We start from the raw sequence: 26,562 nt of genomic DNA on the forward strand, positions 1-26,562 counted from the left end.
GCCCCCTCACGCCGCCTTCTTCCGCGTGATCAGCTTCACCAGGTCCCGCAGGATCGCCGTCGTCTCCTTCAGCCGCTCCGCCACCGTTGCCAGATCACGGATGAACACCACGCTCATGTCCGGCCGCACCTTGGCGAAGGAGCGCTGATCGGCGATGTAGCCGGCGAGCTTGGCCGGGTTGGCGAAGGCGCGGTCGCGGAAGTGCATGACGATGCCCTTCGGGCCGGCCTCGACCTTCTCGACATTGGTCTCGCGGCACAGGATCTTGATCGTCACGATCTTCAGGAGCTCTTCCACCTCCGGCGGCATCGGGCCGAAGCGGTCGATCAGCTCGGCGCCGAAGCTCTCCAGTTCCCGGTCGTTCTCGAGCGTGGCGAGGCGGCGATAGAGGCCGAGCCGCACCGAGAGATCGGCGACGTAGTGCTCCGGCATCGTGACGGGGGCGCCGAGTGCGATGGTCGGCGACCATTGCTCGTCGGTCGGCAGCGCGTTGCCGGACTTGAGCGCCGCCACCGCGCTCTCCAGCATCTGCTGGTAGAGCTCGTAGCCGACTTCCTTGACGTGGCCGGACTGCTCGTCGCCCAAGAGGTTGCCGGCGCCGCGGATGTCGAGGTCGTGGCTGGCGAGCTGGAAGCCGGCACCCAGCGTGTCGAGGGATTGCAGCACCGAGAGGCGGCGCTCCGCCTGCACCGTCAGGGGCTTGCCCTCCGGCGTGGTGAACAGGGCGTAGGCCCGGGCCTTGGAGCGGCCGACGCGCCCGCGCAGCTGGTAGAGCTGGGCGAGGCCGAACATGTCGGCGCGGTGGACGATCAAGGTGTTGGCGGTCGGGATGTCGAGGCCCGATTCGACGATCGTGGTGGCGAGCAGGATGTCGTACTGGCCCTCGTAGAAGGCCGTCATCACGTCCTCGAGCTGGCCCGCCGCCATCTGGCCGTGGGCCACCGCCACCTTGGCCTCCGGCACCTCGCGGTCGAGGAAGCGCTTGACCTCCTCCAGGTGCTCGATGCGCGGCACGACGTAGAAGGCCTGGCCGCCGCGATAGCGCTCGCGCAGGAGCGCCTCGCGGATCGAGAGCGGATCGAACGGCATCACGAAGGTGCGCACCGCCAGGCGATCGACCGGCGGCGTCGCGATGATCGAGAGTTCGCGCACCCCGGTCATCGCGAGCTGGAGCGTGCGGGGGATCGGCGTGGCGGAGAGCGTCAGGACGTGGACCTCCGCCTTCAGCGCCTTCAGCCGCTCCTTGTGGGAGACGCCGAAATGCTGCTCCTCGTCGATGATGATGAGGCCGAGATCCTTGAAGGCGATGGTCTTGGCCAAGAGCGCGTGGGTGCCGACCACGATGTCGACCGAGCCGTCGGCCAGGCCCTCGCGGACCTTCTTCAGCTCAGTGTTGCTGACGAAGCGGGAGGCCTGCGCCACGTTCACCGGCAGGCCCTTGAACCGGGCCTCGAAGGTGCGGGCGTGCTGGCGCGCCAGCAGGGTGGTGGGTACCACCACGGCGACCTGCTTGCCCGACAAGGCGGTGACGAAGGCGGCGCGCAGCGCCACCTCGGTCTTGCCGAAGCCGACATCGCCGCAGACCAGCCGGTCCATCGGCCGGCCGGAGGTGAGGTCGCCGAGGGTGGCGGCGATCGCCGCCTCCTGGTCCTCGGTCTCCTCGTAGGGGAAGCGGGCGGCGAACTCGCCGTAGGTGCCTTCCGGCGGGGCCATCTTCGGCGCCGACTTCAGGAAGCGCTCCGCCGCGACCTTGATGAGGGCGCCGGCCATCTCCATGATCCGGCGCTTGAGCTTGGCCTTGCGCGCCTGCCAGGCGCCGCCGCCGAGCTTGTCGAGGGCGACGTCGGCATCCTCCGAGCCGTAGCGGGTCAGAAGCTCGATGTTCTCGACCGGCAGGAGCAGCAGGCCGCCGCTATACTGGATCTCCAGGCAGTCGTGCGGTGCGCCCGCCGCCGTAACCGTCTTGAGGCCGACGAACCGCCCGATGCCGTGATCGGCATGGACCACGAGGTCGCCCGGCGCGAGCGCCTGCACCTCCAGGATCACGTCCTGGGGGCGCTTGGCCTTGCGCTTGGGCCGCACCAGCCGGTCGCCGAGGATGTCGCCCTCCGCCACCACGGCGAGCTGGCCCGCCGAGAACCCGCCCTCCAGGCCCCAGACCGCGACGCCGATGTCCTGGCCGCGCTTCATCGCCAGGATGTCGGAGAGGCGCGTGATGGTCCTGGGCTTCGGCAACCCGTGCTCGGTCAGCACGCCACAGAGCCGGTCGCGGGAGCCCTCCGACCACGCCGCCAGGACGACGTGATGGCCCGAGGCCTGGAGGTCGCGAACGTGGCCGACCGCCGCGTCGAAGACGTTGACGCCCTCCTGGGCGCGCTCCGGTGCGAAGTTGCGGCCGGGCACGCCCTCGCAGTCGATCAGCTTGCGGCCCGAGACCTCCGGCACGTCGAAGGGGGCAAGCCGCGCGACCGTCGCGCCCTCGATCCGTTTCGCCCACTCGTTCGGCGAGAGATAGAGCGCGTCGGGTTTGAGCGGCTTGTAGGGCGCGGTGCCGCTCTGACGCTCCTTCAAGGCCTCGCAGCGGGCGTCGTAGTATTCCTGCACCTGGGACAGGCGCTCGGCCACCGCGTCGTCGACTTGGTTGTCGAGGATGAGGGGCACGCCGGCGACGTAGTCGAACAGCGTGTCGAGGTGGTCGTAGAACAGCGGCATCCAGTGCTCGAGGCCGGCATAGCGCCTTCCCTCGCTGATCGTCTCGTAGAGCCGGTCGTCCCGGGTCGCGGCGCCGAAGGTCGTGACGTAGCCCTGGCGGAAACGCCGGATCGTCTCGGTGGTGAGCTGCACCTCGCTCATCGGCACGAGGTCGAGGGAGCGCAATTGCCCGATGGTGCGCTGGGTCTCGGGATCGAAGGCGCGGATCGATTCGAGGGTGTCGCCGAAGAAGTCGAGGCGGACCGGGTTGGGGAGGCCGGGCGGCGACAGGTCGATGATGCCGCCGCGCACCGCGTATTCGCCGGTATCGCGCACGGTGCCGGTGCGCAGGAAGCCGTTGGCCTCGAGCCAGGCGACGATCTGGTCGGTGTCGAGCGCGTTGCCGGGGGCGGCGGAAAACGTCTCGACGGCGATGCGGGATTTGGGCGGCACCCTTTGCACCAGGGCGTTGACCGTGGTGGTGAGGATGCGCGGCTTCTCGGCCGAGGAGCGGGTGCGGGAAAGCCGCGACAGAGCGGTCATCCGCTGCGCCGCGATGGCGGCGTTCGGCGAGATCCGGTCGTAGGGCTGGCAGTCCCAGGCCGGGACGCTCATCACCTCGATCTCGGGCGCCACGAAGGCGAGCGCGCTGGCGAAGGCCGCCGAGCGGGTGCCGTCGCGGGCGACGTGGACCAGCACCGCCGGCCCCTCGGAGACCTGCGACAGGGCGCGGGCGAGGTCGGCCACCACCAGGGCGTCGAACCCGTCCGGCACGCGAGCCAGCGTCGCGCTGTCTCCGGCCTTCAGCGCCTCCACGGCCCTGGTCAGCGCCGCGGATTTCGGCAGGGCGAAACGGGCGACCGCGGGCTTTTTCGGAGTTGCGGGCGGGGCGGGGGGCTGGAAGGAGCCTTTGGGGGTGGGCTTGGCCATCGGGTCTGAGCGGGTCTTTTCAGGCGGGCAGGTCAGGCGGGCAGGGGTCGTAAACAGTGGTTCGTTGGCACGATCAACGCATCAGGACGATGCGCAGGCCTTGAACCCTCCCCCCTCTGCGGGGGAGGGTGCCCCACGGAGTGGGGCGGGAGAGGGGGCGCCGCTTCCGGAGAGGTCGCGACCGTGGTGGCGGGCGCCCTCTAGATCAGCGTCGCGCTGTCCCTCTCCCGGCTCACTGCGTTCGCCACCCTCCCCCGCAGAGGGGGGAGGGTTGACCCGCGCCACACCATGAGAACTCGCGCTCGTGAGCACCGCCTCACAGATCCACCGGCGCCCCGTGCTGGTGGAACGCCTTCATCCGGCGATAGACCGCGGTGTCGTAGTTCGACGGCGCCTCGGCCTCGTCGGTGATCCAGCGGAAGAGGTCGCGGTCCGGCACCTCGATCAGCAGCTCGAAATCGGCCAGCTCCTCCTCCGTGAGGGTCCCGATCTCGGCATCCGCGAAGCGGCCCATGATCAGGTCCATCTCCCGGGTGCCCCGGTGCCAGGAGCGGTAGAGCGTGCGGCGGCGGCGCGGATCGAGGTCGGCGCTGGTGCGGGTGGTGCCGGTCATCGCTTGAGACAAATCCTCGGGCTGGTCCGGACGGCTTTACCGCCCGGGGCGCGGGTGCGAAACCCTTCCCCGCCCATATGGGGCGTGAGGCGCGCGATGCGACATGGAGCGTCCCGCAGCCGCGCCGCCGTGGTGTATAGAGCCCCCGACTCCCTTCCGCTTCCGCCCCGATGTCGCTGCGTCCCTCCCTGCTCGATCCCCTGTTCGCCCCCGCGACCGTGCTGCCGGGGGCCGGTCCCAAGGTCGCCGTGCTGATCGACAAGCTCGTCGGCACGCCGGAGCGCCCGGCCCGGGTGGTCGACCTGCTCTTTCACCTGCCCCAGCGCGGCATCGCCCGGCAGCTGCGCGGCTCGATCGCCGAGGCGCCGCCCGGCGAGCCGGTGACGCTCGGGGTCACGGTGGTGGCCCATCGCCCGCCGCAGAGTGCGGGCCGCAAACCCTTCCGGGTTCTGGTCGAGGACCAGACCGGCGACATCACCCTGGTGTTCTTCAACCTGCCGCGCGCCCGCATCGAGAAGATGCTGCCGCTCGGCAGCCACCGCTACGTGTCGGGCCGGATCGAGCTGTGGGACGGTTTTCGCCAGATGGTGCATCCCTCGCGCATCCTCGACGAGAAGGGCCTGGCCGACCTGCCGGCGGTGGAGCCGATCTACGGCGCCACCGAGGGGCTGACCTCGCGGGCGATCGGCAAGCTGGCGGTCTCCGCCCTCGACCGGCTGCCGACCTTGCCCGAATGGCAGGACCGCTCCTTCCTCGACCGCCAGGGCTGGCCGGCCTTCGCCGAGGCGTTGCGCACCGAGCACCGCCCGGCGGAGGCCGCCGAGACCGAGGAGGATCTGAAGACTCCGGCCCGGCGGCGGCTGGCCTACGACGAGCTTCTGGCCTCGCAGCTGGCACTGGCGCTGGTGCGCAGCCGCATGCATCGCCCGCACGGCCGCACCAATGTCGGCGACGGTGCCCTGTCGCGGCGGATCGAGGAGGGCCTGCCGTTCGGGCTCACCGGCGCGCAGACCCGGGCGCTCGCCGAGATCCGCGGCGACATGGGCTCGGACCGGCGCATGCTGCGCCTGCTCCAGGGCGATGTCGGCTCGGGCAAGACCGCGGTGGCACTGCTCGCCATGGCCTCCGCGATCGAGGCCGGCCGCCAGGCGGCCATGATGGCACCGACCGAGATCCTGGCCCGCCAGCATGCCGAGCGCCTGCGGCCGATGGTGGAGGCTGTCGGCTTGAAGCTTGCGCTGCTCACCGGCCGCGACCGGGTGGCGGAGCGCCGGGCGACGCTCGCGGGACTTGCCGACGGCAGCATTCACATCGTGGTCGGCACCCACGCCCTGTTCCAGGACGACGTGGCGTTCCACGATCTCGGCCTCGCGGTGGTGGACGAGCAGCACCGCTTCGGGGTGCACCAGCGCCTGGCGCTGGGGGGGAAGGGCGAGGCGGTCGACATCCTGGTGATGACCGCGACGCCGATCCCCCGCACCCTCGCGCTGACCTATTTCGGCGACATGGAGGTTTCGGTCCTCGACGAGAAGCCGGCGGGCCGCCAGCCGATCAAGACGGTGCTGGTCTCGACCGATCGGATCGAGGAGGTGACTTTGGGCCTCGAGCGGGCGCTCGCCAAGGGCGACCGGGTCTACTGGATCTGCCCGCTGGTCGCCGAATCCGAGTACGTCGACCTCGCCGCCGCCGAGGAGCGGTTTTCGGCGCTCCGCGAGCGCTTCGGTGCGGATGTCGGCCTCGTTCACGGCAAGATGCCGGGCAAGGACAAGGACGAGGCGATGGAGCGCTTCGCCGCCGGCGACACCAAGATCCTGGTCTCCACCACGGTGGTGGAGGTCGGCGTGGACGTGCCGCAGGCCACCGTCATGGTGATCGAGCATGCCGAGCGCTTCGGCCTCGCTCAGCTGCACCAGCTGCGCGGCCGGGTCGGGCGGGGCGCGGGCGCCTCGACCTGCCTCCTCCTGTTCAAGGGGCCCCTCGGCCAGGTCTCCCGCGCCCGGCTCGAGATGATGCGCGAGACCGAGGACGGCTTTCGCATCGCCGAGGAGGATCTGCGCCTGCGCGGCGAGGGCGAGGTTTTGGGCACCCGCCAGTCGGGATTGGCCAATTTCCGCCTCGCCCGGCCGGAAGCCGACGGCGACCTGATCGTGGCGGCCCGCGACGACGCGAAGCTCGTCGTCGAGCGTGATCCGGGATTGAAGTCAGAGCGGGGGCAAGCCCTGCGGGCGCTGCTCTACCTGTTCGAGCGCGACGCGGCGGTGAAGCTGCTGCAGGCGGGGTGAGGAGATCGGGTGGGAACCGCGACGGCGCGGGACTCCCCGCACCTCATGCGCGGCATCGTCCCGAGGTGATCGCCGACCGCCTCAGGACGATGCCGTGGATCGGAGATCCGAAGGGCTCGTCAGAATTCCGGCTCGTTCAGCACCCGCGTGCCGATGCGGCTCTGCAGGTCGATCGGGGCGCCGGTTTGCTGGCCGGCGGCGTCGACCTCGATCACCGGGACGCCGGCGCCGCGCAGACGCTCGCGCAGGCGCTCGGACTGGAGCCGGAAGGTGCCGCCGGCATCGCGGCGCGGGACGTGCAGCAGCACGGCCGCGGGGTTCGGCATCATCGCCAGGACATCGTCCGCCGCCTCGAGGGAGGCGGTGACGCTGGCATAGCCCAGCTCGGCCAGCTCCGCGGAGAGGGCCCGGTCGATGGCGCGATGGCCATCGTCCACGACGAGAACTTTTTGCAGCGCACCCATGTTCAAGCGTTAGCCGATCGCGCGCCTTTCGTGAAGGCACCGGGGCAGTAACGCCGTGAGCCGACAAAGGTTCACCATCCGGGGGACGGTCGGCCGGCGAGCCGGGGCCGGAGAGACCCTTTGGACTATCGGTCAAACCCTTGCCGGAATGAGGCTTTTCTGGATCGGAAGCGGAGCCGGAATTTTGCCGGCGCCGCGTTAGACCTCCGCGACCGCCGTGGCGACGCCGGCGAAGAGCGACGGCCGGAAGCGGGAGGGCATCCACCCATCCTGATTTTCTTCCAGCGTGATACCGCGATGCAACATCCTGGCGGTGCAGGCCGCTCCCCGGAAGCTCAGGCGCCCGTCCGGGTCGCGGCGGAGCTGCATCAGGCCGGTCCGGTCGGCGGCCTGCTCCCGTGGCGATGCGGCCCGCTCCGGGGCCGCCAGGACGAGGCCCACATCCTGCGCGTCACGGCGGCCGCAGAGCAGCGCGGTCTCGTCGAAGGCCAGGATATCGACCACGCCGGCCCGCCCGGGCAGGCGGCCGCTGAGCCGGCAGGGCGCCCGATGGACGTAGGCGAGGGTGCGCAGCCGGCCCGCCACGGTGGTCCGGGCGAAACCCGCCTCCATCCAGGCCGGGGCGACGAGATGCGTCGGCACCGGCTGGTCGAGGGCGGCCGAGAGGGCGCCGGTCTCGAAGACCGGATGGCATTCGAGGGTGGCGCCGGCGAGCAGGGCGGCGGCGAGCCCGGTGGCGAGGCCCTTGAGGTCGCTCGGCGGCAGGAGGCTGAGGATCCGGTCGCCCGGCTCGACCCGCATCGGCGCCAGGCAGCCGGCGGCGGCGGCGGTCAGCGCCTCGGCCTCGCGCCGCACCGGCAGGGGGGCGCCCTCGGGCTCGGGGGGAGGGCCGGCGGGCCGGGCCGGGGCGGCGCCGGGCAGCGCGAAGGTCACGAGGCCGGCGGCCGGCCCGGTGCCGAGGGCGGCGGCGTCGCCGCGGTGGTCCAGGACGACCTGATCGAGGCTGATGACGCCGTCCGGGACGTGCGGACCGAAGGCGGCGACGAAGCGCAGCGGGAAGTAGCGCATCGCGACCCGGCACATCGTCTCGGCGGGCCGCTCGGCCCCGAGCACGCCCTGGGTCAGGATGGCGAGGATCTGCGCCGCCTCGACGGCCTGGAGCAGCCGGTCCTCGTCCCAGGTGACGGGCAGCAGGCAGGGGACGTGGCCGGCCTGCTCGATCGCCAGGAAGGCGAGATGCGCCTCGGCCATGCCGGCCATGCACAGGCCGACGGGGCTCCTCGGCGGCAACCGGAGCTGCTGGAGGCCCTCCGCCAGGCGCGCGACGATCTCGCGGGCGGCGGCATAGGTCCAGGCGATGGCGGGGCGGCCGCACCAATCCGGCTTGCTCGCCTGATCGACGAAGGCGATGCGGGCCGGATGCCGGTCGGCGACGGCGGCGAGCAGCGCGCCGAGGCCCATCGGGGCCGAGGAGGGCGCATGGTCGGGGGCGTGGTCGGGCGCCGTGACGCAGGGGAACGACGCGTCGTCTCGTCTCATCATCGCCTGAGCCGCCACCGCCGTCACCCCGTCCGCACTCAAGGCCTGCCGGGCATCCTGAGCCCATCGGGCACGCTGGCCCGAGGGGCATCCCGGCCCACCCGGCATCCTGCCGCCGCATGGTTAAGGCCGCTTTAAGCCGGCCGGCCCCCTCGCGGTCGGCAGCCGTATGGGCTAAGGGGCCCTCGGCCGGCAGCCGGCAGGCCTTGCCTTCGCCTCAATCCGGGGGAAAGCAGGCGCCCCGGAGGCCGGGCGGAGCCCTGCGGTCGCGCTCCGCTGCCGCCGGCGCACCCGTCCCAGCGGGTCCGTGCGCCATCGGCCACCGACGTTCTTGCCGTTCGGCTTTCCTGCCGTTTGAGGGGTCCACTCCTGATGTTCTTCGCGAATCGTCCCGCGCGCCCGCACCAGGTCGCCACCGCTTTCGCCCTGGCCGGCCTCGGGCTCGGTCTCGCGGCCGCCCCGGCGCTCGCCCAGCCGAAGAAGCCCGCCGCCCCGGCACCGGCCGCCCCCGCCCCGGCGGCGCCCGCCGCGCAGGGCCAGCAGCAGACCGGCCCGATGGTCGTGCAGGTGAAGGCCGAGCCGTCCCAGGCCGATTGGACCAAGGTCTGCGGCAAGGACCAGGGCAGCGGCAACGAGGTCTGCTACACCACCCGCGACTTCGTCTCCGACCAGGGCCAGGCGGTGCTGGCGGTGGCGGTCTACGACATGAAGGGCCCGCAGGGCTCGAAGGTGGTGCGCTTCCTGATGCCGCTCGGCCTGCTGCTGCAGCCCGGCATCCGCTTCACGGTCGATAACGGCCAGCCGACCGCCGGCCGCTACGCCGTCTGCTTCCCGAACGGCTGCTTCGCCGAGGCCCCGGGCCTGAAGGACGACGTCGTCGCCGCGATGAAGAAGGGCACGACCCTGAACGTCAGCGTGCAGAACCAGATGCAGCGCGAGGTCACCTTCGCGGTGCCGCTGGCCGGCTTCGGCAAGGCCTTCGACGGCGCCCCGATCGACCCGAAGGTGCTCGAGGAGCAGCAGAAGAAGCTCCAGGCCGAGCTCGAGAAGCGCTCCGAGGACATGCGCAAGCAGCTCGAGCAGAAGGGCGCCGCGGCCCCCGCGGCGGCTCCGGCCAAGTAAGGCTGACGTCATCGTCGCGGGCTCACGGCCCGCGACCGGAGACGAGAAAGGGCCGGGCGGCGACGCCCGGCCCTTTCTCGTTCGCCTGGTGCGGTTCCCGGACGATCCCGTCCGAAGAACGGATCGCGATGCTCAGTTCGCCGTGTCGCTCCGCATGCGGTAGCCGCCCCGTGCGTCGCGCTCGAACATCTCGGCGATGCGGGCGTGGCGCAGGGCCTCGCCGGACTCGTCCGGCACCAGGTTCTGCTCCGAGACGTAGGCGACGTACTCGGTCTCCTGGTTCTCGGCGAGCAGGTGGTAGAACGGCTGGTCCTTGGACGGCCGCACCTCCTCGGGGATCGCCTGCCACCATTCCTCGGTGTTGGCGAAGACCGGGTCGACATCGAAGATGATGCCGCGGAACGGGTAGATCCGGTGGCGCACGACGTCGCCGATGTTGAACCGGGCGAGGCGGATGACCGCGCCGGACGGCGCGGCGTCGGGCTGCGGGGCGGGCATGGCGGAGGTGGTCTGTCCGAAGGGCATGGGCATCAACATAGGATGACGGGGGCGGGATTGCACCGGCGCGCCGGTCGCGCGCAAGGCAGGTCCCGCCCCCCTGGTCTCACGATGCCGGGAGCGTCACGCGTCCAGGCCGTAGGCCCGGGCGAGGTCGGGGTCCTTGGCGGCGACGAGCTTGGCGAGGTCGACGATCACGCTGGCCTGCTTCCAGGTGGCGTCGTCCTGCATCTTGCCGTCGAGCATCACCGCGCCGGTGCCGTCGGGCATCGCCTCCAGGATCCGCCTGGCGAAGGCGACCTCGGCGGTGTCGGGGGCAAAGACGCTCTTGGCGATGGCAACCTGGCTCGGATGCAGGGTCCAGGCGCCGGCACAGCCCATCAGGAAGGCGTTGCGGAACTGGACCTCGCAGGCGGCGGCATCGGAAAAATCGCCGAACGGGCCGTAGAACGCCTTGAGGCCGTTGGCCTGGCAGGCATCGACCATCCGGGCGATGGTGTAGTGCCAGAGGTCCTGCTGCACGCTCGCCCGCTCGGAGGCGCCGGGCGTCGGGTCGGCGATGACCTTGTAGTCGGGGTGGCCGCCGCCGACCCGGGTCGTCTTCATGCCGCGCGACGCCGCCAGATCCGCGGGGCCCAGGCTCATGCCGTGCATGCGCGGCGACGCGCAGGCGATGGCGTCGACGTTGGCGACACCCTCCGCCGTCTCCAGGATCGCGTGGATCAGGATCGGCTTCGCGACCCCGGCCTTCGCCTCGAGCTGGGCCAGCAGCTGGTCGACGTAGTGGATGTCCCACGGCCCCTCGACCTTGGGCACCATCACGACGTCGAGCTTGCTGCCGACCTCGGCCACGATCTCGATCAGGTCGTCGAGCAGCCACGGGCTGTTGAGGGCGTTGACGCGGGTCCACAGGCCGGTGCCGTGCCGGGCGAAGTCCACGTCGCGGGCCATGGCGATGAAGCCCTTGCGGGCGTTCAGCTTCTGGTCGGCCGGGACCGCGTCCTCGAGGTTGCCCAGCACCACGTCGACCTGTCGCGCCAGCTCCGGCACCCGGGCCCGGACCTTGTCGTTGTGCGGCGGCACGAAGTGGATCATGCGCTCCAGGCGCACCGGTAGCTCGCGGAACGGGGCCGGGGCCCCGGTGGCCAGGGGCTGGAAGAAGCGGCGCGGCAGTTTCATGGGCGTATCGTCTCCAACCCCGGGCACGGCCGGCTCGGGGCGCGAGCCCGTTCTCGCGCAAGCCCGGCCGTGCCCGAGGGTTAGTGCAGGGGCGCCGCGGCCGTAAAGGGCCCCGCGTCTCGGCAGAAGGTCGGGGCGTCCTGAGTGAGACGAGCCGTGATGATCGGGCCGCCCTCGCGACCGAAACGGCGACGCGCGCCGCCTGCGGCCCGTCACGATTGACCCCCCACCGACCTCCTCAAGTCACCCCGTGAAGACTTGCGATGTTTGATTTCAGTGTTAGCATCATCCGCGCGGGAAGGGACAGAAGATCCCGGACGGTGCGGCGGCCGGACTGAGCGACGGCCGAGGACATCCGCGCCGTGACCTGGCGGGTACCCGGGCGAAACCTGGACGCGCGTGCCCTTTCGCACGTGCGTGATGGAACGGGCGTGGGGTCCCGGCGTTCACCGATCGAGGCGGGCGGCGGAGGATCGACACTCATGTCGCAAGAGATGAGCCGACGCCGGCTGGCCGGCGCGGCAATGGCGACGCTCGCCCTGGTGGCGGCGGGACCGGCCCGGGCCGGCACGGTGGCGGACCGGCAGCGCTCGACCGTTCGGGCGAGCTTCACGGCGGAGCAACTGGCGGCGGGCCGGCCCGAGGGCCTGCCCGCGACGGTGCGGCTGCCGGGCGACGACCCGGCGGCGTTCAAGAGCTTTCTCGACGGCGCCACGATGGCCTCGCGCGCGCCCTGGCTCGCCCTGTCGGGCGGCGGGGAGAACGGCGCCTTCGCGGCGGGTCTCCTCAAGGGCTGGACCCAGGCGGGCACGCGCCCGGATTTCGGCGTGGTCACCGGAGTCTCGACCGGCGCGCTGATCGCGCCCTTCGCCTTCGTGGGTGCCTCGCAGGACGGCGCCCTGGAGAAGGCCTATACCGACACCTCCGCGGCGGACGTGTTCGAGTTCGGCGGCGGGCAGGAGAGCCTGACCGACACCTGGCCGCTCAAGCGCGGCATCGAGCGCAGCGTCACGCCCGCGCTGCTCGCCGCCGTGGCGGCCGAGCACCGCAAGGGACGGCGCCTCCTCGTCGTCACCACCGAGCTCGATTCCCTGCGCCCGACCCTGTGGGACATGGGCGCCATCGCGACGGCGGGCGGACCCGCCGGGCTCAAGCTCTTCCGCGAGGTGATGCTGGCCTCGGCGGCGATCCCCGGCATCTTCCCGCCGGTGATGATCGACGCGACCGGCCCGGACGGGAAGCGCTTCCAGGAGATGCACGCCGATGGCGGCGCCACCGCGCCGTTCTTCGTCGCGCCGGGCCGCTCGTTGCTGGAGCAGGTCGAGGGCGCATCGCCGGCAGACGACAAGCTGCCGGCGCCGGCGATCTACGTCGTCGTCAACACCTCGCAGGCGCCCGACTTCCAGGTCGCCCAGCGCTCGATGCTGAGCATCCTCGGCCGCTCGCTCTCGGCGATGATCAAGGCCCAGACCGCCGGCGCCATCGCGGTGACGAAGGCCTTTGCCGCCCGCACGGGCACGCCGATCCACGTCGCCACCATCGACCAGCGCTTCGGCCAAGTCTCGCAGGCGCCGTTCGAGCAAGGCTATATGCGGGCCCTGTTCGCGCACGGCGAACGGCTGGGGCGGGCCGGCACCGCCTTCGACTGTTCGCTCGACACGATGGCGACCAGCTCGACCCGGCGCAGCGCCAGCAACGCGCCGTAGAAGTCACTGCGAAGCTTCGTCGGAGGTCCGACAAAGCAGGATCGGTGTACAGGCCAACCGACATTCCGGGGTCCCGCCGCAGGCGAGACCCCGGAATGTCGAGGGAGCAAGCTAGAGCATGAATCGGCGCCCGGCGTCGGCAGCGTTCTCTCTCTCGCTACGGCTCAGGTATCGCGCGTGAGACGGGTTGTTCTGCCTTCGGTCTTTTCGGGTTCATGAGCGCGCGACCTGACCCAACAGCGCGTGAGCAGCAGAGGTCGAAAGCCGAGCTTGGCATAGAGATACCGTGCTTGTCCTCCGACCACGGCTCCGAGGAAAACGCTGCTGCAGCCGCAGGCCCGAAGTTCCCCCGCAAAGGCTGCGATCATACCGGATGCGATGCCCTGCCTTCGGTAAGCGGGCAGAGTGAACAGATCTTCGATGATGCCCGCTCCACTGGGAGCGGTGGCTGAAGCCCCGTAGGCGACGGGCTGGCCGTCGACGCAGGCGAGGTGGAATCGGTAAGCCCCCTGCTTGGCGCGGTAGCCGGCGACGATGCCATCCGTCACTTCTGGAGCGAGGACTGCGCCACCGGTCCTCGCTCCCTCCTCATGGTCCCGGCGCACGAGGGCCGCCAACGCCTCCCAATCAGACTCGTTTTCGACCGGGTTCAGGTCGGTAATGGAACGCGCGCGAACCTGTCCCTCCAGCCGCATCTGGATGACCGCCGGCTGCTCCTTGAAGCCGTCCAACGCGAGCCGCGCGGTGAAAGGTTCGGGGGTGAAGGGATCGGTATGGATCACGCCCCACGGAGAATGGCCCAAATGATCGCTCATGGCCTGGAACACGCCATCGATCTGTTCGGGCGTTTCAGCCGTCACTGTATCGATGTGGTTCGCGTCCCAGACCTCCGGGTGATCGGGGTTCCTCACCACGCGGGCGTACTGCGTCTCCACGGTCTGATGGCCGAGGCCCCGCTGCCAGCGATAAGCTTCGACGATCGTGCGCAGACGAAGGTCGAGCGTCCGTTCCATCACCGCTGCTACCTCTGAAGGCTGGACCAGGGCTCGTGGATCGATCGGGCGATAAGCTCGCACGGGGAACGGTATCCGAGCGCGCTGTATCGGTGAACCCGGTTGTCGTGGTCGAGCCGGGCGTGAAGCTGGCGGAGAATTGCCTCGGTAACTGAGATCGGAAAGACGCGGACGCAGGCGCGCTTCAACGTCCGGGCCAACGCCTTTGTCATGCCATTCAGATGAATGCCCCCGCGGATCGCCCTCACCCGCGCATCAGCGTCGGCGTCCCCAGCCGCGGGGTCACGCCCTCGCGCATCACCAGGCGGCGCAAGGGGGCGATGGTCGAGAGAGCCAGCAACCCCGCGCCGCGGGCGAGGTCGCTCGGCAGGAAGGCGGTGAGCAGGCTGCGGTTGAGGGTGTCGACCGCGCCGGTGCGCAACCGGGCATCGAGGGCCCGGCCGCGGGCGAAGCCCGCCAGCACCGCCTCCGAGCCGGGATCGCGCGCGCCCTCCGCCACGGCGTCGCGGAGCGCCGCGGCGTCGCGCAGGCCCAGGTTCAGCCCCTGGGCGCCGATCGGCGGGAAGACGTGGGCGGCCTCGCCGACGAGGGCCAGGCGCGGGCCGACCGGGCGCGGCACCGAGAGGCCGCGCATCGGCACGAGGCCGCGAGGCCCATCGATCCGCATCGCACCCAGCATCGACTGCGCCTGCCGCTCGATCGCCGCGGCGAGCGCCGCATCGTCCAGGGCGGCGAGGCGCTCCGCCCGCGCCTCGGCCGAGACCCAGACCAGGCTGGAGCGGCGCCCGCCCGGCAGCGGCACCAGGGTGAAGGGTCCTTCGCGGGTGTGGAACTCGGTCGAGACCTCGCGGTGGTCGCGGGCATGCGCCAGGATCGTGGTCAGCGCCTTCTGCGGGTAGGTCCAGCGCCGTGCCGCGAGACCCGCCGCCTCGCGCAGGGGCGAGGCGCCGCCATCGGCCGCGACGACGAGGCGGGCGGCGACGTGCCCGCCGCCCTCCAATGCCAGCACGGCCCGGTCCGCCGCGACGGTGCACCCGGCGGAATCGTGCTCGACCGGCACCAGTTCCGGGACCGCCCGGGCGCGGGCCCGCAGGGTCTCGACGAGGCGGGCGCTCTCGACGTTCCAGCCAAAGGCGTCGAGGCCGATCTCGCGGGCGACGAAGCGGGCCGGCGGCGGACGAAACAGGCTGCCGGTGTCGTCGATCAGGTGCATCTCGGCGAGCGGCGCCGCCTGCGGCTCCAGCGCCTCCCAGGCGCCGAGCGCCCGCAGGAGCCGCACCGAGCCGTCGAGGAGGGCGACGGTGCGCCCGTCGGCCACGGGCGCGTGGCGGCCGACGAGGGCGGTGCGCACCCCGTCGCGGGCGAGCGCCAGGGCGGTGGCGAGGCCGACCGCGCCGGCGCCGACCACCGCCACGTCGTAGAGGGGTCCTTCGGTCTGCGGGTCGGCGGTCTGGCTCACGACGGCAATCCTCGATCGATGCGTGCGGGAGATCTGGGTCATGCAGGGCGGGTCCGCCATCGCGGCCATTGCCGCAGCCCGGCCGCCACCTATGATCCCGGCCGGAGACCAAGACCAGAACGGGAGCGAAACGATGCCGAAGGCGATCCGGATTCACGAATACGGCGGCCCCGAGGTGATGCGCTACGAGGACGTCACGGTGGGCGAGCCCGGCCCCGGCCAGATCCGGGTGCGCCAGAGCGCGATCGGCGTCAACTTCATCGACATCTACTTCCGCTCCGGCCTCTACAAGGCGCCCCAGCTGCCCTTCACCCCGGGCAACGAGGGCGCCGGCACCGTGGTGTCGGTGGGCGAGGGCGTCACCGGCTTCACACCCGGCGAGCGGGTCGCCTACGGCTCGGCCTCCGGCACCTATGCCGAGGAGGTGGTGATCGACGCCAAGTCCGTGGTGCGGGTGCCCGACGGCATCGACGACGACACCGCCGCCGCGATGATGCTGAAGGGCCTCACCACCCAGTACCTGCTGCGCCGCACCTACAAGGTCCAGCCCGGCGACACGATCCTGTTCCACGCCGCCGCCGGCGGCGTCGGGCTGATCGCGACGCAATGGGCCAAGCACCTCGGCGCCACTGTGATCGGCACCGTTGGCTCGCCCGACAAGGTCGCGCTCGCCCGCGAGCACGGCTGCGACCACGTCATCCTGTACCGGGACGAGGACTTCGCCGCGAAGGTCAAGGAGATCACCGGCGGCAAGGGCTGCCAGGTGGTCTACGACGGCGTCGGCCAGGCGACCTTCCCGGCCTCGCTCGATTGCCTCCGGCCCTTCGGCTATTTCGTGAATTTCGGCAGCGCCTCGGGGCCGGTGACGCAGTTCGACATCAACCTCCTGGCCCAGAAGGGCTCGCTCTACGCCACGCGGCCGACCCTGTTCACCCACACCGCCGACCGGGCGGTGCTGGACGAGATGGCCGCCGACCTGTTCGAGGTGGTGAAGAGCGGCGCGGTCAAGATCCCAGTCCATGCCCGGGCGAAGCTCGCCGACGCGCAGAGGGTCCATGCCGACCTCGCCGGGCGCCAGACGACGGGCGCCACGGTGATGCATCCCTGATAGGCTGACCCCGCGGCATCCGGGACGCCCCCGCCCCGGATGCCCGGAGATCGCGGCACCATGCACCCGACCGAGACCGACCTCCTCCTCGTCATCGACGTCCAGGCCGATTTCCTGCCCGGCGGCGCGCTCGCGGTGCCGGACGGGGACGCGGTGATCGGACCGATCAACGCGCTGGGGCGCCGGTTCCGGCACGTCGTCCTGACCCAGGACTGGCACCCGGCCGGCCACGCCTCCTTCGCGACGAGCCATCCGGGCAGGCAGCCCTTCGAGACCGTGCGGCTTCCCTACGGCGAGCAGGTGCTGTGGCCGGAGCACTGCATCCAGGGTACGCCCGGCGCGGAACTCTCGCCGGAGCTCGACCTGCCCCACGCCGAACTGATCCTGCGCAAGGGCTACCGGGCGGGGATCGACAGCTACTCGGCCTTCCGCGAGGCCGACCGCACCACCCCGACGGGGCTCGCCGGCTACCTGCGCGAGCGCGGCCTCACCCGGGTGGTCCTGTGCGGGCTCGCCACCGATTACTGCGTCGCTTGGAGCGCCCTCGACGCGCGGGAGGCGGGGTTCGCGGCGGTGGTGGTCGAGGAGGCCTGCCGGGGGATCAACCTCGGCGGCTCGCTGGCGCGCGCCTGGGAGGCCATGGCGGCGGCCGGGGTGGAGCGGGTGGGGAGCGGGGCGATCGGGGGGTAGGGCAGGTCGATCTGCGTCTCACAGGAGTACGTGCTACCTGACCTCCACCAAGAAATTCGATCTTTCCCTTCCGTACGAGCTATCTTTTTTCTCAGTAAAATAAAGCTTCATGCCTTTCGCGCTGGCGCAAAATACTTCTTCTCTGAAAGTAAAGTCTCTTTTATCTAGTTGCAATAACCGAATTTTTTCTCTGGTTTTATCAACAAGTATGAATTTCCATAAATGGTCAGGAAAATCTTCCGGATCTGCAACATTTAAATTTTTATCAGAACTGTCAGGAAGAAGGTGCTTAAGCAATATCGAAGGGCTGCTACCTGGAGGCATAACGCAGACAAATTCCCACTCCTCCGGAAACAATTCTGAAATTTTCAAATCAAAGGAGCCTTGTCTTGTAGAATATAGTTTATAAATTTCATTGTCTTCGCGCTCGTCGTCAAAATCTAGGCAAGCGCATAAGGGCATCAATAAAACAAGACATAAAGAATACTTTCTTAATAAATTATTCCTCAATATTCCCATAATAATCTCCTAGCAATAAAAATAGTTTGTGGCATGTCGGGCATTTCGAATAATGTCCTGCCAGATTAGAAACGGCAAGAAACTGAATGAGCATGCGCCTGACTCATTATTGAGATCAAAAATATTTCTTAGTCTAGAATGGCCGGGCGAACCGCGCCGGAAGAACGCCGGAACGTCTGCTGACAGATGCGCAATCCGGCAGCATGACGCTATTCCGGCGCCGACATTATCGAGCGCCGGAGCCTTGAAAAAGACTGCAAGGGGGTACAGCCGCTGGTCGGCGCGCTCGGCCGCGAGTTCACGCGCGCCGCCTCATCCACCGACTAAACCGCCACCCCGTGCAGGTCGTAGGCATCCGCCGACTCGATCTTCACCGTCACGATATCCCCGACCCGGACCGGGCGGCGGAAGGCGACGTGGACGTTGCCGTCGATCTCCGGCGCATCGTACTTCGAGCGGCCCTTGGCGACGGTCGGGCCGGCGGCGTCGATGATCACCGGCAGGCGCTTGCCGACCTTGGCCTTCTGGAGCTTGAGCGAGACCGCCTGTTGCGTCTCCATGAACCGGCGCTGGCGCTCGGCCTTCACCTCGTCCGGTACCGCCTCCGCGACGGCGTTGGCAGGCGCGCCGCGCACCGGCTCGTACTGGAAGCAGCCGACGCGCTCGAGCTTGGCTTCCTTGAGCCAGGTCAGCAGCTCCTCGAACTCCTCCTCGGTCTCGCCCGGGAAGCCGACGATGAAGGTCGAGCGGATGGCGAGGTCCGGGCAGGTGGTGCGCCAGGAGCGGATGCGCTCCAGCATCTTCTCCTGGTTGCCCGGGCGGCGCATGCGCTTCAACACCGTCGGGCTCGCGTGCTGGAGCGGCATGTCGAGGTAGGGGAGCACCTTGCCCTCGGCCATCAGCGGGATGACCTCGTCGACATGCGGGTAGGGGTAGACGTAGTGCAGGCGCACCCAGGCGCCGAGTTCGCCCAGTTCCTTGGCGAGGTCGTAGAACCGGGCCCGCACCTCGCGGTCGCGCCACGGGCTCGTGGCGTAGCGGGTGTCGATGCCGTAGGCGCTGGTATCCTGCGAGACGACGAGCAATTCCTTGACGCCGGCCTTCACCAGCTTCTCGGCCTCGCGCAGCACGTCCGCCGCCGGACGGCTGACGAGATCGCCGCGCAGTTGCGGGATGATGCAGAAGGTGCAGCGGTTGTTGCAGCCCTCCGAGATCTTCAGATAGGCGTAATGCCGCGGCGTCAGCTTGACGCCCTGGGGCGGGACGAGATCGAGGAACGGATCGTGCGCCGGGGGCACCGCCTCGTGGACCGCCGCCACCACCGATTCGTAGGCCTGCGGCCCGGTCACCGCGAGCAGGTTCGGGTACTTTTCGCGGATTTCTTCCGGCTGCGCGCCCATGCAGCCGGTGACGATCACCCGGCCGTTCTCCGCCATCGCGTCGCCGATCGCCTGCAGCGACTCGGCCTTGGCCGAATCGAGGAAGCCGCAGGTGTTGACGATCACCACGTCGGCGCCGTCGTGCTTGCGCGCCAGCTCGTAGCCCTCGGCCCGCAGGTGGGTGAGGATGCGCTCGGAATCGACCAGCGCCTTGGGGCAGCCGAGCGACACGAAGGAGATCTTGGGGGCGGGTGCGTTCATGGCGACGGCGGGATGGGACACCGGCCCACGGCCAAGGCGGCAGCAAGCGGGATCAAGGATTTAGGGAAGGGTGCTGGGGCAGGGCTCTAGCACAGGGGAGGGCGGGCGTCACGGGGCGGGCCTTCCGACCGACGGACGGCTTCCGCTCTCCCCCCCGCCTCCGCTATCACGGCGCCATGTGGAGCCGCCCGTTTCCCCCGCTCGATCCCGCCGATGCGGCCGCCCGCCTGCGCGGGGCCGGCCTCGGCCGGCTCGCGCTCCTCGACAGCGCGATGCGGCACGACACGCTCGGGCGCCACTCCTACCTCGCCGCCGCGCCGTTCGGGACCTTTCGCGCGCGGGACGGCCGGGCGACCTGGAACGGCGCGGCGGTGCCGGGCACGCCCCTCGAGGCCCTGCGGGCGGTGCTGGCGCCCTACCGGATCGAGGCCGATCCCGACCTGCCGCCATTCCAGGGCGGGGCGATCGGCTACTTCGCCTACGATCTCGGCGCGAGCCTGGAGCGGGTGGCGCCGCCGGCCCGGCGCGCCGGCCTCGCCGACGACCTCGCGGTCAGCCTCTACGCCACGGTCGTCGCCTTCGACCATCGCGCCGGCACCTGCCGGCTGATCGCCACCGGCTTTCCCGAGACCGATCCGGCCGCCCGCGCGACCAAGGCCGCTGCCGACCTCGACACCCTGGAGGCGGCCTTGGCGGCCCCGGCGCCGGACACCGCGCCGGCCCCGGTCGCGCCGCTCGCCTGGCGCTCGAACTTCACGGCCGAGTCCTATGCCGGGGCGGTCGAGCGGGTGCGCGACTACATCCGGGCCGGGGACATCTACCAGGCCAACATCGCCCAGCGCTTCGAGGCCGCCTTGCCGCCGGGCTTCGACGCCTTCGCGTTCTACCGGCGGCTCCGCGCGCGGAACCCCGCGACCTTCGCGGCCTATCTCGAGGGCGACGGGCTCACCCTCGCCTCGTCCTCGCCCGAGCGCTTCCTGCGCCTCGATCGCCGCGCGGTCGAGACCCGGCCGATCAAGGGTACGGCGCGCCGCGCCGCCGACCCGGCGGAGGACCGGGCCCGGGCCGAGGCGCTCGCCGCCGACCCCAAGGAGCGGGCCGAGAACGTGATGATCGTCGATCTCCTGCGCAACGACCTGTCGCGGATCTGCGCGCCCCACAGCGTCGCGGTGCCGAGCTTGTGCGGGATCGAGACCTATGCCGGGGTCCACCACCTCGTCTCGGCGGTGACCGGCACGCTCAAGGACGGGGCGGACGGGCTCGACCTCCTCGCCGCGACCTTCCCGGGCGGATCGATCACCGGGGCGCCGAAGCTGCGCGCCATGGACATCATCACGGAGATCGAGGGCGATGCCCGCGAGGCCTATTGCGGCGCCATCGGCTGGATCGGGTTCGACGGCAGCCTCGACACCAGCATCGCGATCCGCACGGTGATGCTCGACGCCACCCGCGCCGTGCTCCAGGCCGGCGGCGGCGTCACCCTGCTCTCCGACCCCGATTCCGAGTACCGCGAGACCCTGACCAAGGCCGAGCGGGTCTTCTCGGCCTTCGCGACCGGGGAGGGCGCATGATCCTCGTCATCGACAACTACGATTCCTTCGTCTTCAACGTGGTGCGCTACGTCGAGGAACTGGGCGAAGCGGTCCGGGTGGCGCGCAACGACGCCCTCGACGTCGCGGGGATCCGGGCGCTGGCCCCGCAGGCCGTGGTGATCTCGCCCGGGCCCTGCAGCCCGACGGAGGCCGGGGTGTCGCTGCCGGCGATCCGCGAGCTGTCGGGCGCGGTGCCGCTGCTCGGGGTCTGCCTCGGCCACCAATGCATCGGGGCGGCCTTCGGCGGCCGGGTCGAGCGGGCGGCGCGGCCCCTCCACGGCCAGGCGACGGCGATCGCGCATGAGGGCCGCAACCTCTTCCACGGCCTGCCGGCGCCGCTCACCGTCGGGCGCTACCACTCGCTGATCGTGACGCCGCAGGCCGCGATGGACCCGCACCTCACGGTCGATGCGGTCTCGCCCGAGGGCGAGGTGATGGCGCTCTCGCACCGCCGCCACCCGACCTACGGGGTGCAGTTCCACCCGGAATCGGTGCTGACCGAGCACGGCCACGCCCTGTTCGGCAATTTTCTCGATCTCGCCCGGCGCTGGCACGCGGAGGGAGGGGCATCCCGTGCTGTGGCGTGACGGGGCGCTCCACGAGGACACGGTTCAGCCCTTCGACCTCGCCGATCGCGGCCTGCTGCTCGGCGACGGGGTGTTCGACACCGCCCTGGCGCTGGGTGGCCGGATCGTGGAGGAGGAGGCGCATCTGGCCCGCTTGAGCCGCGCCGCCGCCACCCTCGGCTTCGCGCTCGACGAGGGTGAGGCGAGGACGGCGATGCGGGCGGTGGCCGCCGGGTACGAGCGGGCGGCGATCCGCACCACCGTGACCCGCGGCTCCGGCCCGCGGGGCCTGCGCCCGCCGGCGGAGCCCCGGCCGGTCCTGTGGGCCAGCGCCGCGCCTTGGCGGCCCGGCACGGCATTCTCGGAGGTCTCCCTCGGCTGGAGCGCGATCCGCCGCAACGAGACCTCGCCGACCTCGCGCCACAAGACGCTCGGCTACCTCGACGCGGTGCTGGCCGCCGAGGCCGCCGGGGCCCAAGGCCACGACGAGGCGGTCTTCCTCAACATGCAGGGCCGGGTCGCCTGCGCGGGCATCGGCACCCTGTTCGCGGTGTCCGGGCGGGAGGTGGTGACGCCGCCCCTGGACGAGGGGGTGCTCGCCGGCATCGTGCGCGCCCGGGTGCTGGCGCTCGCCCCCGGCCTCGGCCTCGACGCGGCCGAGCGGACGGTGACACCCGAGGATCTGGCGCAAGCCGAGGCGGTCTTCCTCACCAACTCCCTGCGGCTGGTCGCGCCGGTGCGGCGGATCGGGGCGCGGGATTATGCCAGCGCCGGGCATCCGGCGGTGCTGGCCCTGCGCGGGGCCCTGTCGCGCGAGATCGGGCAGGCCTGCGGGATGGCGGTGGAGGGCTGACGGCGCCGCTGCCAGCCTCTGCGGGCAGAACAGCCCGGAAGAACGACCGGAGACGAGAACGCACGGGTTTCCTCCTGTCCCTGCGGGCGGGGAGAGGGGGGAGGGTTCACGAACCGGTCTTCGACAGCGTCAGGCCCGCGCTCACTCCGCCTGCCCCGTCATCCGGTGGCGCAGCTCCGCCACCCCGATCGCCTCGCGGGCATAGGCGAGGCCGAGCTCGACCCGCAGGACGCGCAGGGCCTCCTCGGTGCGCCCGGTCGGCAGTCCCCGACGCCGGCGCTCGTCGAGCACGGCGAGCTGCCGGGCGATGCCGCGACAGGCCTGCGCGACCGTCGGGCGCTCCGCCGCGGGTGAAGAGTCAGGCGCCACGCGGCCTCCGAACCGACCGTCACGGCGGGGGTCCGCTCCGACGATCCGTCCGAAACCAGACACGACTTCCGACCCGAACACAATCACCCGGAAGGTTACGCGACTGTGCGTCCCATCCGCCGGGGCCTTGCGAAAAAGATCGGAAACCCGCCAGAAGTGGCGCAAGCAAGGCCGTCAGGCCCTCGATCGGAGATCATAGCATGAAGCGCGCGTCCCTGGCGGTGGTTCTCGGTGCCGCGACCGCCCTGGCGGCAAGCCTGCCCGCCGGCGCCAAGACGCTGGTCTACTGCTCCGAGGGCAGCCCGGAGAACTTCTATCCGGCGGTGAACACCACCGGCACCTCGTTCGATGCCGGCTCGCAGATCTACTCCAACATCGTCAATTTCGCGCGCGGCACCACCGACGTGGTGCCCGACCTCGCCGAGAAATGGGACGTCTCCGAGGACGGCAAGACCTACACCTTCCACTTGCGCAAGGGCGTGAAGTGGCACTCCAACAAGATCTTCAAGCCGACCCGTGACTTCAACGCCGACGACGTGATCTTCTCGTTCGAGCGGCAGTGGAAGGAGAACAACCCGTTCTTCCGGGTGACCAGCTCCAACCACACCTATTTCAACGACATGGGGCTGCCCAAGCTCCTCTCGTCGCTCGACAAGGTGGACGACTATACGGTCCGCTTCACCCTGACCGGGCCCGAGGCGCCGTTCCTCGCCGATCTGGCCATGCCCTTCGCGGCGATCCAGTCGAAGGAATACGCCGACGCGATGATGAAGGCCGGCACGCCGGACAAGCTCGACCAGGAGCCGATCGGCACCGGTCCGTTCTACCTGCTGCAATATCAAAAGGACGCGATCGTCCGCTACCGCGCCTTCCCGCAATACTACGCCGGCAAGGCCGCCCTCGACGACCTGGTCTTCGCCATCACGCCGGATGCCTCGGTGCGCTGGGCCAAGCTCCAGAAGGGCGAGTGCCACGTCATGCCCTACCCGAACCCGGCCGACGTCGACGCGATGCGCAAGGACGCCAACGTCCAGGTGCTGGAGCAGCCCGGCCTCAACATCGGCTACCTGGCCTACAACACCAAGAAGAAGCCGTTCGACGACGTGCGCGTGCGCAAGGCGTTGAATATGGCGATCAACAAGAAGGCGATCATCGACGCGGTCTATCTGTCGACCGGCGTCGCCGCCAAGAACCCGATCCCGCCGACCCTGTGGTCCTACAACGACGCGGTGAAGGACGACCCTTACGATCCGGACGCGGCGAAGAAGCTTCTGGCCGAGGCCGGCCTCGGCAGCGGCTTCGCGATGGACCTGTGGGCGATGCCGGTGCAGCGGCCCTACAACCCGAATGCCCGCCGCATCGCCGAGCTGATGCAGGCCGACCTCGCCAAGATCGGCGTGAAGGCCGAGATCAAGTCCTACGAGTGGGGCGAGTACCGCAAGCGCATCCAGGACGGCGAGCACCAGACCGCGATGTTCGGCTGGACCGGCGACAACGGCGATCCGGACAACTTCCTCCACACCCTGCTCGGCTGCGCCGCGGCGGAGAAGGGCGGCGGCAACGCCGCCAAGTGGTGCGACAAGACCTACGACGACCTCGTCACCAAGGCCAAGACCATCACCGACAAGGCCGAGCGCACCAAGCTCTACGAACAGGCGCAGGTGGTGTTCAAGGAGCAGGCGCCGTGGTTCACCATCGCGCATGCGGTGCAGCTGAAGCCGGTGCGCAAGGAGGTGGTGGACTTCAAGCTGTCGCCGTTCGGCCGCCACACCTTCTACGGCGTCAGCCTGAAGTAACGGTCCTCCCGTGCTCCGCTTCCTCCTGACCCGCGCGTCCCTGGTGATCCCGACCTTCCTCGGGATCACCCTGGTGGCGTTCTTCCTGATCCGCCTGGTGCCCGGCGACCCGATCGAGACGATGGCGGGGGAGCGGGGCATCGATCCGGCGCGGCACGCGGAACTGCGCGCCGAGTACGGCTTCGACAAGCCATTGCTCGTGCAATACGGCATCTATCTCGAGCGGCTGGCGCATGGCGATCTCGGCCGCTCGATCAGCACCAAGGAACCGGTGATCGCCGAATTCGCCAGCCTGTTTCCGGCGACGATCGAGCTCGGAATCTGCGCGATCCTGTTCGCGCTCCTCGTCGGTCTGCCGGCCGGCATCCTGGCGGCGCTCCGCCGCAACTCGGTCTTCGACCACGGGGTGATGGGGCTGTCGCTCACCGGCTACTCGATGCCGATCTTCTGGTGGGGCCTGCTGCTGATCCTGCTGTTCTCGGTGCAGCTCGGCTGGACGCCGGTCTCGGGCCGCATCGACGTGCAGTACTTCATCGAGCCGGTGACCGGCTTCCTGCTGATCGACACGCTGCTCTCCGACGAATCCGGCGCCTTTGCCTCCGCGCTCTCTCACCTGGTCCTGCCGGCGGTGGTGCTCGGCACGGTCCCGCTCGCGGTCATCGCCCGCATGACCCGCTCGGCGATGCTGGAGGTCTTGGGCGAGGATTACATGCGTACCGCCCGGGCCAAGGGCCTGCCGGCCTGGCGCATCGTCGGGCTGCATGCGCTCCGCAACGCGCTCATCCCGGTCGTCACGGTGATCGGGCTGCAGGTCGGCGTGCTGTTCACCGGCGCGATCCTGACCGAGACGATCTTTTCCTGGCCCGGCATCGGCAAGTGGCTGATCGAGGCGATCGGCCGGCGCGACTACCCCGTCCTCCAGGGCGGCATCCTGCTGATCGGCGCGGTGGTGATGGCGGTGAACCTCCTCGTCGACCTCGCCTACGGCCTCGTGAACCCCCGCATCCGGCACGCACGATGAGCGCCGAACTTCTCGACACTCCCGCCGCCTCGGCGGCCCCCGCCGGCCCGCCGCACCCGCTCGCCGAGTTCTGGACGAGCTTTCGCGCCAACAGGGGCGCGGTGATCGGCCTCGCGCTGATCGTCGCGGTGTTCCTGATGGCGGTCTTCGCCGACGTGATCGCGCCGCATCCGCCGAACCTCACCAACGACGCGGCCTTCCTCAAGCCGCCGTTCTGGCAGGAGGGCGGCTCGCTCACCTACCCGCTCGGCACCGACGCGATCGGCCGCGACATCCTCTCGCGCCTGATCCACGGCGCCCGGCTGTCGCTGTCGATCGGCGTCGCGGTGGTGGCGGTGTCGATCCTCGTCGGCACGATGCTGGGTCTGGTCGCGGGCTTCGTCGGCGGCGCCACCGGCATCGTCATCATGCGGGTGATGGACATCATCCTGACCCTGCCGTCCTTGCTGCTCGCCATCGTCATCGTGGCGATCCTCGGCCCCGGGCTGATGAACGCGATGCTGGCGGTCGCCGTGGTGGTACTGCCGCATTACGTCCGCATCGCCCGCGCGGCGGTGATCGCGGAAAAATCGAAGGACTACGTCACGGCGGCCCGGGTCAGCGGCGCCGGCCCCTTGCGCCTCATGCTGTCGGAGGTGCTGCCGAACTGCGCCGCACCCCTCATCGTCCAGGCCTCGCTCGGCGTCTCGACCGCGATCCTCGATGCCGCGGCGCTCGGCTTCTTAGGCCTCGGCGCCCAGCCGCCCTCGCCGGAATGGGGCACGATGCTGGCGGATGCCCGCGAATTCGTGCTGCGCGCCTGGTGGGTGGTGACCTTCCCGGGCCTCATCATCCTGGTCACGGTGCTGGCCTTCAACCTCGTCGGGGACGGGTTGCGCGATGCCCTCGACCCCAAGCTGAAGCGGTGAGGCG

At 70.3% G+C, this 26,562-nt stretch carries 22 protein-coding genes; 11 read left to right on the plus strand and 11 right to left on the minus strand.

Annotated features, from left to right (window positions below; translation table 11 throughout):
* Nucleotides 1-6: 6 nt before the first annotated feature.
* Nucleotides 7-3,621 carry a transcription-repair coupling factor gene (gene mfd / locus miv_RS12950; RefSeq protein WP_207183079.1) on the minus strand — a complete coding sequence of 1,205 codons (3,615 nt, stop codon included), beginning with the start codon at nucleotides 3,619-3,621 and terminating at the stop codon, nucleotides 7-9.
* Between the two features lie 316 nt (nucleotides 3,622-3,937).
* The gene (locus miv_RS12955; RefSeq protein ID WP_048431383.1) at nucleotides 3,938-4,234 is read right to left on the minus strand and encodes an FAD assembly factor SdhE; all 297 of its coding nucleotides are present in this window, start codon (nucleotides 4,232-4,234) and stop codon (nucleotides 3,938-3,940) included.
* 170 nt (nucleotides 4,235-4,404) lie between these two features.
* On the opposite strand from miv_RS12955, the gene recG reads away from it, so the two are divergent.
* Nucleotides 4,405-6,516: an ATP-dependent DNA helicase RecG gene (recG, locus tag miv_RS12960; RefSeq protein ID WP_207183080.1), complete on the plus strand. Its 2,112-nt coding sequence runs from the start codon at nucleotides 4,405-4,407 to the stop codon at nucleotides 6,514-6,516.
* A gap of 119 nt (nucleotides 6,517-6,635) precedes the next feature.
* On the opposite strand, the gene miv_RS12965 is transcribed toward recG, so the two are convergent.
* The gene (locus tag miv_RS12965) at nucleotides 6,636-6,980 is read right to left on the minus strand and encodes a type 1 periplasmic-binding domain-containing protein (RefSeq protein WP_048431385.1); all 345 of its coding nucleotides are present in this window, start codon (nucleotides 6,978-6,980) and stop codon (nucleotides 6,636-6,638) included.
* Nucleotides 6,981-7,178: 198 nt separating this feature from the next.
* Entirely contained in the window at nucleotides 7,179-8,561 is a 1,383-nt protein-coding gene (locus tag miv_RS12970) for an AMP-binding protein (protein ID WP_244748983.1), read from the minus strand.
* A 330-nt stretch (nucleotides 8,562-8,891) separates the two neighbouring features.
* On the opposite strand from miv_RS12970, the gene miv_RS12975 reads away from it, so the two are divergent.
* The gene (locus tag miv_RS12975) at nucleotides 8,892-9,641 is read left to right on the plus strand and encodes an invasion associated locus B family protein (protein WP_048461214.1); all 750 of its coding nucleotides are present in this window, start codon (nucleotides 8,892-8,894) and stop codon (nucleotides 9,639-9,641) included.
* A 132-nt stretch (nucleotides 9,642-9,773) separates the two neighbouring features.
* On the opposite strand, the gene hspQ is transcribed toward miv_RS12975, so the two are convergent.
* Entirely contained in the window at nucleotides 9,774-10,139 is a 366-nt protein-coding gene (gene hspQ, locus miv_RS12980; protein WP_048428694.1) for a heat shock protein HspQ, read from the minus strand.
* Between the two features lie 123 nt (nucleotides 10,140-10,262).
* Nucleotides 10,263-11,318 carry an HpcH/HpaI aldolase/citrate lyase family protein gene (locus tag miv_RS12985; RefSeq protein ID WP_048428692.1) on the minus strand — a complete coding sequence of 352 codons (1,056 nt, stop codon included), beginning with the start codon at nucleotides 11,316-11,318 and terminating at the stop codon, nucleotides 10,263-10,265.
* Between the two features lie 482 nt (nucleotides 11,319-11,800).
* On the opposite strand from miv_RS12985, the gene miv_RS12990 reads away from it, so the two are divergent.
* Entirely contained in the window at nucleotides 11,801-13,024 is a 1,224-nt protein-coding gene (locus miv_RS12990) for a patatin-like phospholipase family protein (protein ID WP_207183081.1), read from the plus strand.
* A gap of 164 nt (nucleotides 13,025-13,188) precedes the next feature.
* Here the strand turns inward: miv_RS12990 and miv_RS12995 are convergent, their stop codons facing one another.
* Nucleotides 13,189-14,037: a GNAT family N-acetyltransferase gene (locus miv_RS12995; protein WP_048428690.1), complete on the minus strand. Its 849-nt coding sequence runs from the start codon at nucleotides 14,035-14,037 to the stop codon at nucleotides 13,189-13,191.
* Nucleotides 14,038-14,281: 244 nt separating this feature from the next.
* Entirely contained in the window at nucleotides 14,282-15,496 is a 1,215-nt protein-coding gene (locus miv_RS13000) for a UbiH/UbiF family hydroxylase (protein WP_244748985.1), read from the minus strand.
* Nucleotides 15,497-15,629: 133 nt separating this feature from the next.
* Between miv_RS13000 and miv_RS13005 the strand changes: the two genes are divergently transcribed.
* Together miv_RS13005 and pncA are read left to right on the plus strand one after the other, a co-directional pair.
* Nucleotides 15,630-16,604, plus strand: a complete 975-nt coding sequence (locus miv_RS13005; RefSeq protein WP_207183083.1) for a quinone oxidoreductase family protein — start codon at nucleotides 15,630-15,632, stop codon at nucleotides 16,602-16,604.
* 60 nt (nucleotides 16,605-16,664) lie between these two features.
* Entirely contained in the window at nucleotides 16,665-17,294 is a 630-nt protein-coding gene (gene pncA / locus miv_RS13010; protein ID WP_207183084.1) for a bifunctional nicotinamidase/pyrazinamidase, read from the plus strand.
* A 33-nt stretch (nucleotides 17,295-17,327) separates the two neighbouring features.
* Here the strand turns inward: pncA and miv_RS13015 are convergent, their stop codons facing one another.
* Nucleotides 17,328-17,813: a hypothetical protein gene (locus miv_RS13015; RefSeq protein ID WP_207183085.1), complete on the minus strand. Its 486-nt coding sequence runs from the start codon at nucleotides 17,811-17,813 to the stop codon at nucleotides 17,328-17,330.
* Between the two features lie 323 nt (nucleotides 17,814-18,136).
* On the minus strand, nucleotides 18,137-19,453 hold the full coding sequence (gene rimO / locus miv_RS13020; RefSeq protein ID WP_048431575.1) for a 30S ribosomal protein S12 methylthiotransferase RimO: 1,317 nt from the start codon (nucleotides 19,451-19,453) through the stop codon (nucleotides 18,137-18,139).
* Between the two features lie 176 nt (nucleotides 19,454-19,629).
* Between rimO and pabB the strand changes: the two genes are divergently transcribed.
* From pabB to miv_RS13035, 3 genes are read left to right on the plus strand one after another with little or no spacing between them, the layout of a single operon-like run.
* Entirely contained in the window at nucleotides 19,630-21,024 is a 1,395-nt protein-coding gene (pabB, locus tag miv_RS13025) for an aminodeoxychorismate synthase component I (protein WP_207183086.1), read from the plus strand.
* Complete coding sequence (locus tag miv_RS13030; RefSeq protein WP_048425900.1) at nucleotides 21,021-21,632, plus strand: anthranilate synthase component II; 612 nt, start codon at nucleotides 21,021-21,023, stop codon at nucleotides 21,630-21,632. Before pabB ends, miv_RS13030 begins: the two co-directional genes overlap by 4 nt.
* Nucleotides 21,619-22,464, plus strand: a complete 846-nt coding sequence (locus miv_RS13035; RefSeq protein ID WP_207183087.1) for an aminotransferase class IV — start codon at nucleotides 21,619-21,621, stop codon at nucleotides 22,462-22,464. Before miv_RS13030 ends, miv_RS13035 begins: the two co-directional genes overlap by 14 nt.
* Before the next feature lie 141 nt (nucleotides 22,465-22,605).
* Here the strand turns inward: miv_RS13035 and miv_RS13040 are convergent, their stop codons facing one another.
* Nucleotides 22,606-22,833, minus strand: coding sequence for a hypothetical protein (locus miv_RS13040; RefSeq protein WP_048425902.1), 228 nt, complete (start codon nucleotides 22,831-22,833; stop codon nucleotides 22,606-22,608).
* Nucleotides 22,834-23,033: 200 nt separating this feature from the next.
* On the opposite strand from miv_RS13040, the gene miv_RS13045 reads away from it, so the two are divergent.
* From miv_RS13045 to miv_RS13055, 3 genes are read left to right on the plus strand one after another with little or no spacing between them, the layout of a single operon-like run.
* Nucleotides 23,034-24,629: an ABC transporter substrate-binding protein gene (locus miv_RS13045; RefSeq protein WP_207183088.1), complete on the plus strand. Its 1,596-nt coding sequence runs from the start codon at nucleotides 23,034-23,036 to the stop codon at nucleotides 24,627-24,629.
* Nucleotides 24,630-24,639: 10 nt separating this feature from the next.
* Nucleotides 24,640-25,650 carry an ABC transporter permease subunit gene (locus miv_RS13050; RefSeq protein ID WP_207183089.1) on the plus strand — a complete coding sequence of 337 codons (1,011 nt, stop codon included), beginning with the start codon at nucleotides 24,640-24,642 and terminating at the stop codon, nucleotides 25,648-25,650.
* A complete protein-coding gene (locus miv_RS13055; RefSeq protein WP_207183090.1) occupies nucleotides 25,647-26,558 on the plus strand; it encodes an ABC transporter permease subunit in 912 nt (303 codons plus the stop codon). Before miv_RS13050 ends, miv_RS13055 begins: the two co-directional genes overlap by 4 nt.
* Nucleotides 26,559-26,562 lie beyond the last annotated feature (4 nt).

It is taken from the genome of Methylobacterium indicum (genome assembly GCF_017347565.1).
Taxonomy (GTDB): Bacteria; Pseudomonadota; Alphaproteobacteria; order Rhizobiales; family Beijerinckiaceae; genus Methylobacterium; species Methylobacterium indicum.

Excerpts from the sequence above, each read along its gene's own strand:
- mfd (WP_207183079.1), bottom strand. The coding sequence starts at position 3,621 with ATGGCCAAGCCCACCCCCAAAGGCTCCTTCCAGCCCCCCGCCCCGCCC.
- miv_RS12955 (WP_048431383.1), bottom strand. The coding sequence starts at position 4,234 with ATGACCGGCACCACCCGCACCAGCGCCGACCTCGATCCGCGCCGCCGC.
- recG (WP_207183080.1), top strand. The coding sequence starts at position 4,405 with ATGTCGCTGCGTCCCTCCCTGCTCGATCCCCTGTTCGCCCCCGCGACC.
- miv_RS12965 (WP_048431385.1), bottom strand. The coding sequence starts at position 6,980 with ATGGGTGCGCTGCAAAAAGTTCTCGTCGTGGACGATGGCCATCGCGCC.
- miv_RS12975 (WP_048461214.1), top strand. The coding sequence starts at position 8,892 with ATGTTCTTCGCGAATCGTCCCGCGCGCCCGCACCAGGTCGCCACCGCT.
- hspQ (WP_048428694.1), bottom strand. The coding sequence starts at position 10,139 with ATGCCCGCCCCGCAGCCCGACGCCGCGCCGTCCGGCGCGGTCATCCGC.
- miv_RS12985 (WP_048428692.1), bottom strand. The coding sequence starts at position 11,318 with ATGAAACTGCCGCGCCGCTTCTTCCAGCCCCTGGCCACCGGGGCCCCG.
- miv_RS12990 (WP_207183081.1), top strand. The coding sequence starts at position 11,801 with ATGTCGCAAGAGATGAGCCGACGCCGGCTGGCCGGCGCGGCAATGGCG.
- miv_RS12995 (WP_048428690.1), bottom strand. The coding sequence starts at position 14,037 with ATGGAACGGACGCTCGACCTTCGTCTGCGCACGATCGTCGAAGCTTAT.
- miv_RS13005 (WP_207183083.1), top strand. The coding sequence starts at position 15,630 with ATGCCGAAGGCGATCCGGATTCACGAATACGGCGGCCCCGAGGTGATG.
- pncA (WP_207183084.1), top strand. The coding sequence starts at position 16,665 with ATGCACCCGACCGAGACCGACCTCCTCCTCGTCATCGACGTCCAGGCC.
- miv_RS13015 (WP_207183085.1), bottom strand. The coding sequence starts at position 17,813 with ATGGGAATATTGAGGAATAATTTATTAAGAAAGTATTCTTTATGTCTT.
- rimO (WP_048431575.1), bottom strand. The coding sequence starts at position 19,453 with ATGAACGCACCCGCCCCCAAGATCTCCTTCGTGTCGCTCGGCTGCCCC.
- pabB (WP_207183086.1), top strand. The coding sequence starts at position 19,630 with ATGTGGAGCCGCCCGTTTCCCCCGCTCGATCCCGCCGATGCGGCCGCC.
- miv_RS13030 (WP_048425900.1), top strand. The coding sequence starts at position 21,021 with ATGATCCTCGTCATCGACAACTACGATTCCTTCGTCTTCAACGTGGTG.
- miv_RS13045 (WP_207183088.1), top strand. The coding sequence starts at position 23,034 with ATGAAGCGCGCGTCCCTGGCGGTGGTTCTCGGTGCCGCGACCGCCCTG.
- miv_RS13055 (WP_207183090.1), top strand. The coding sequence starts at position 25,647 with ATGAGCGCCGAACTTCTCGACACTCCCGCCGCCTCGGCGGCCCCCGCC.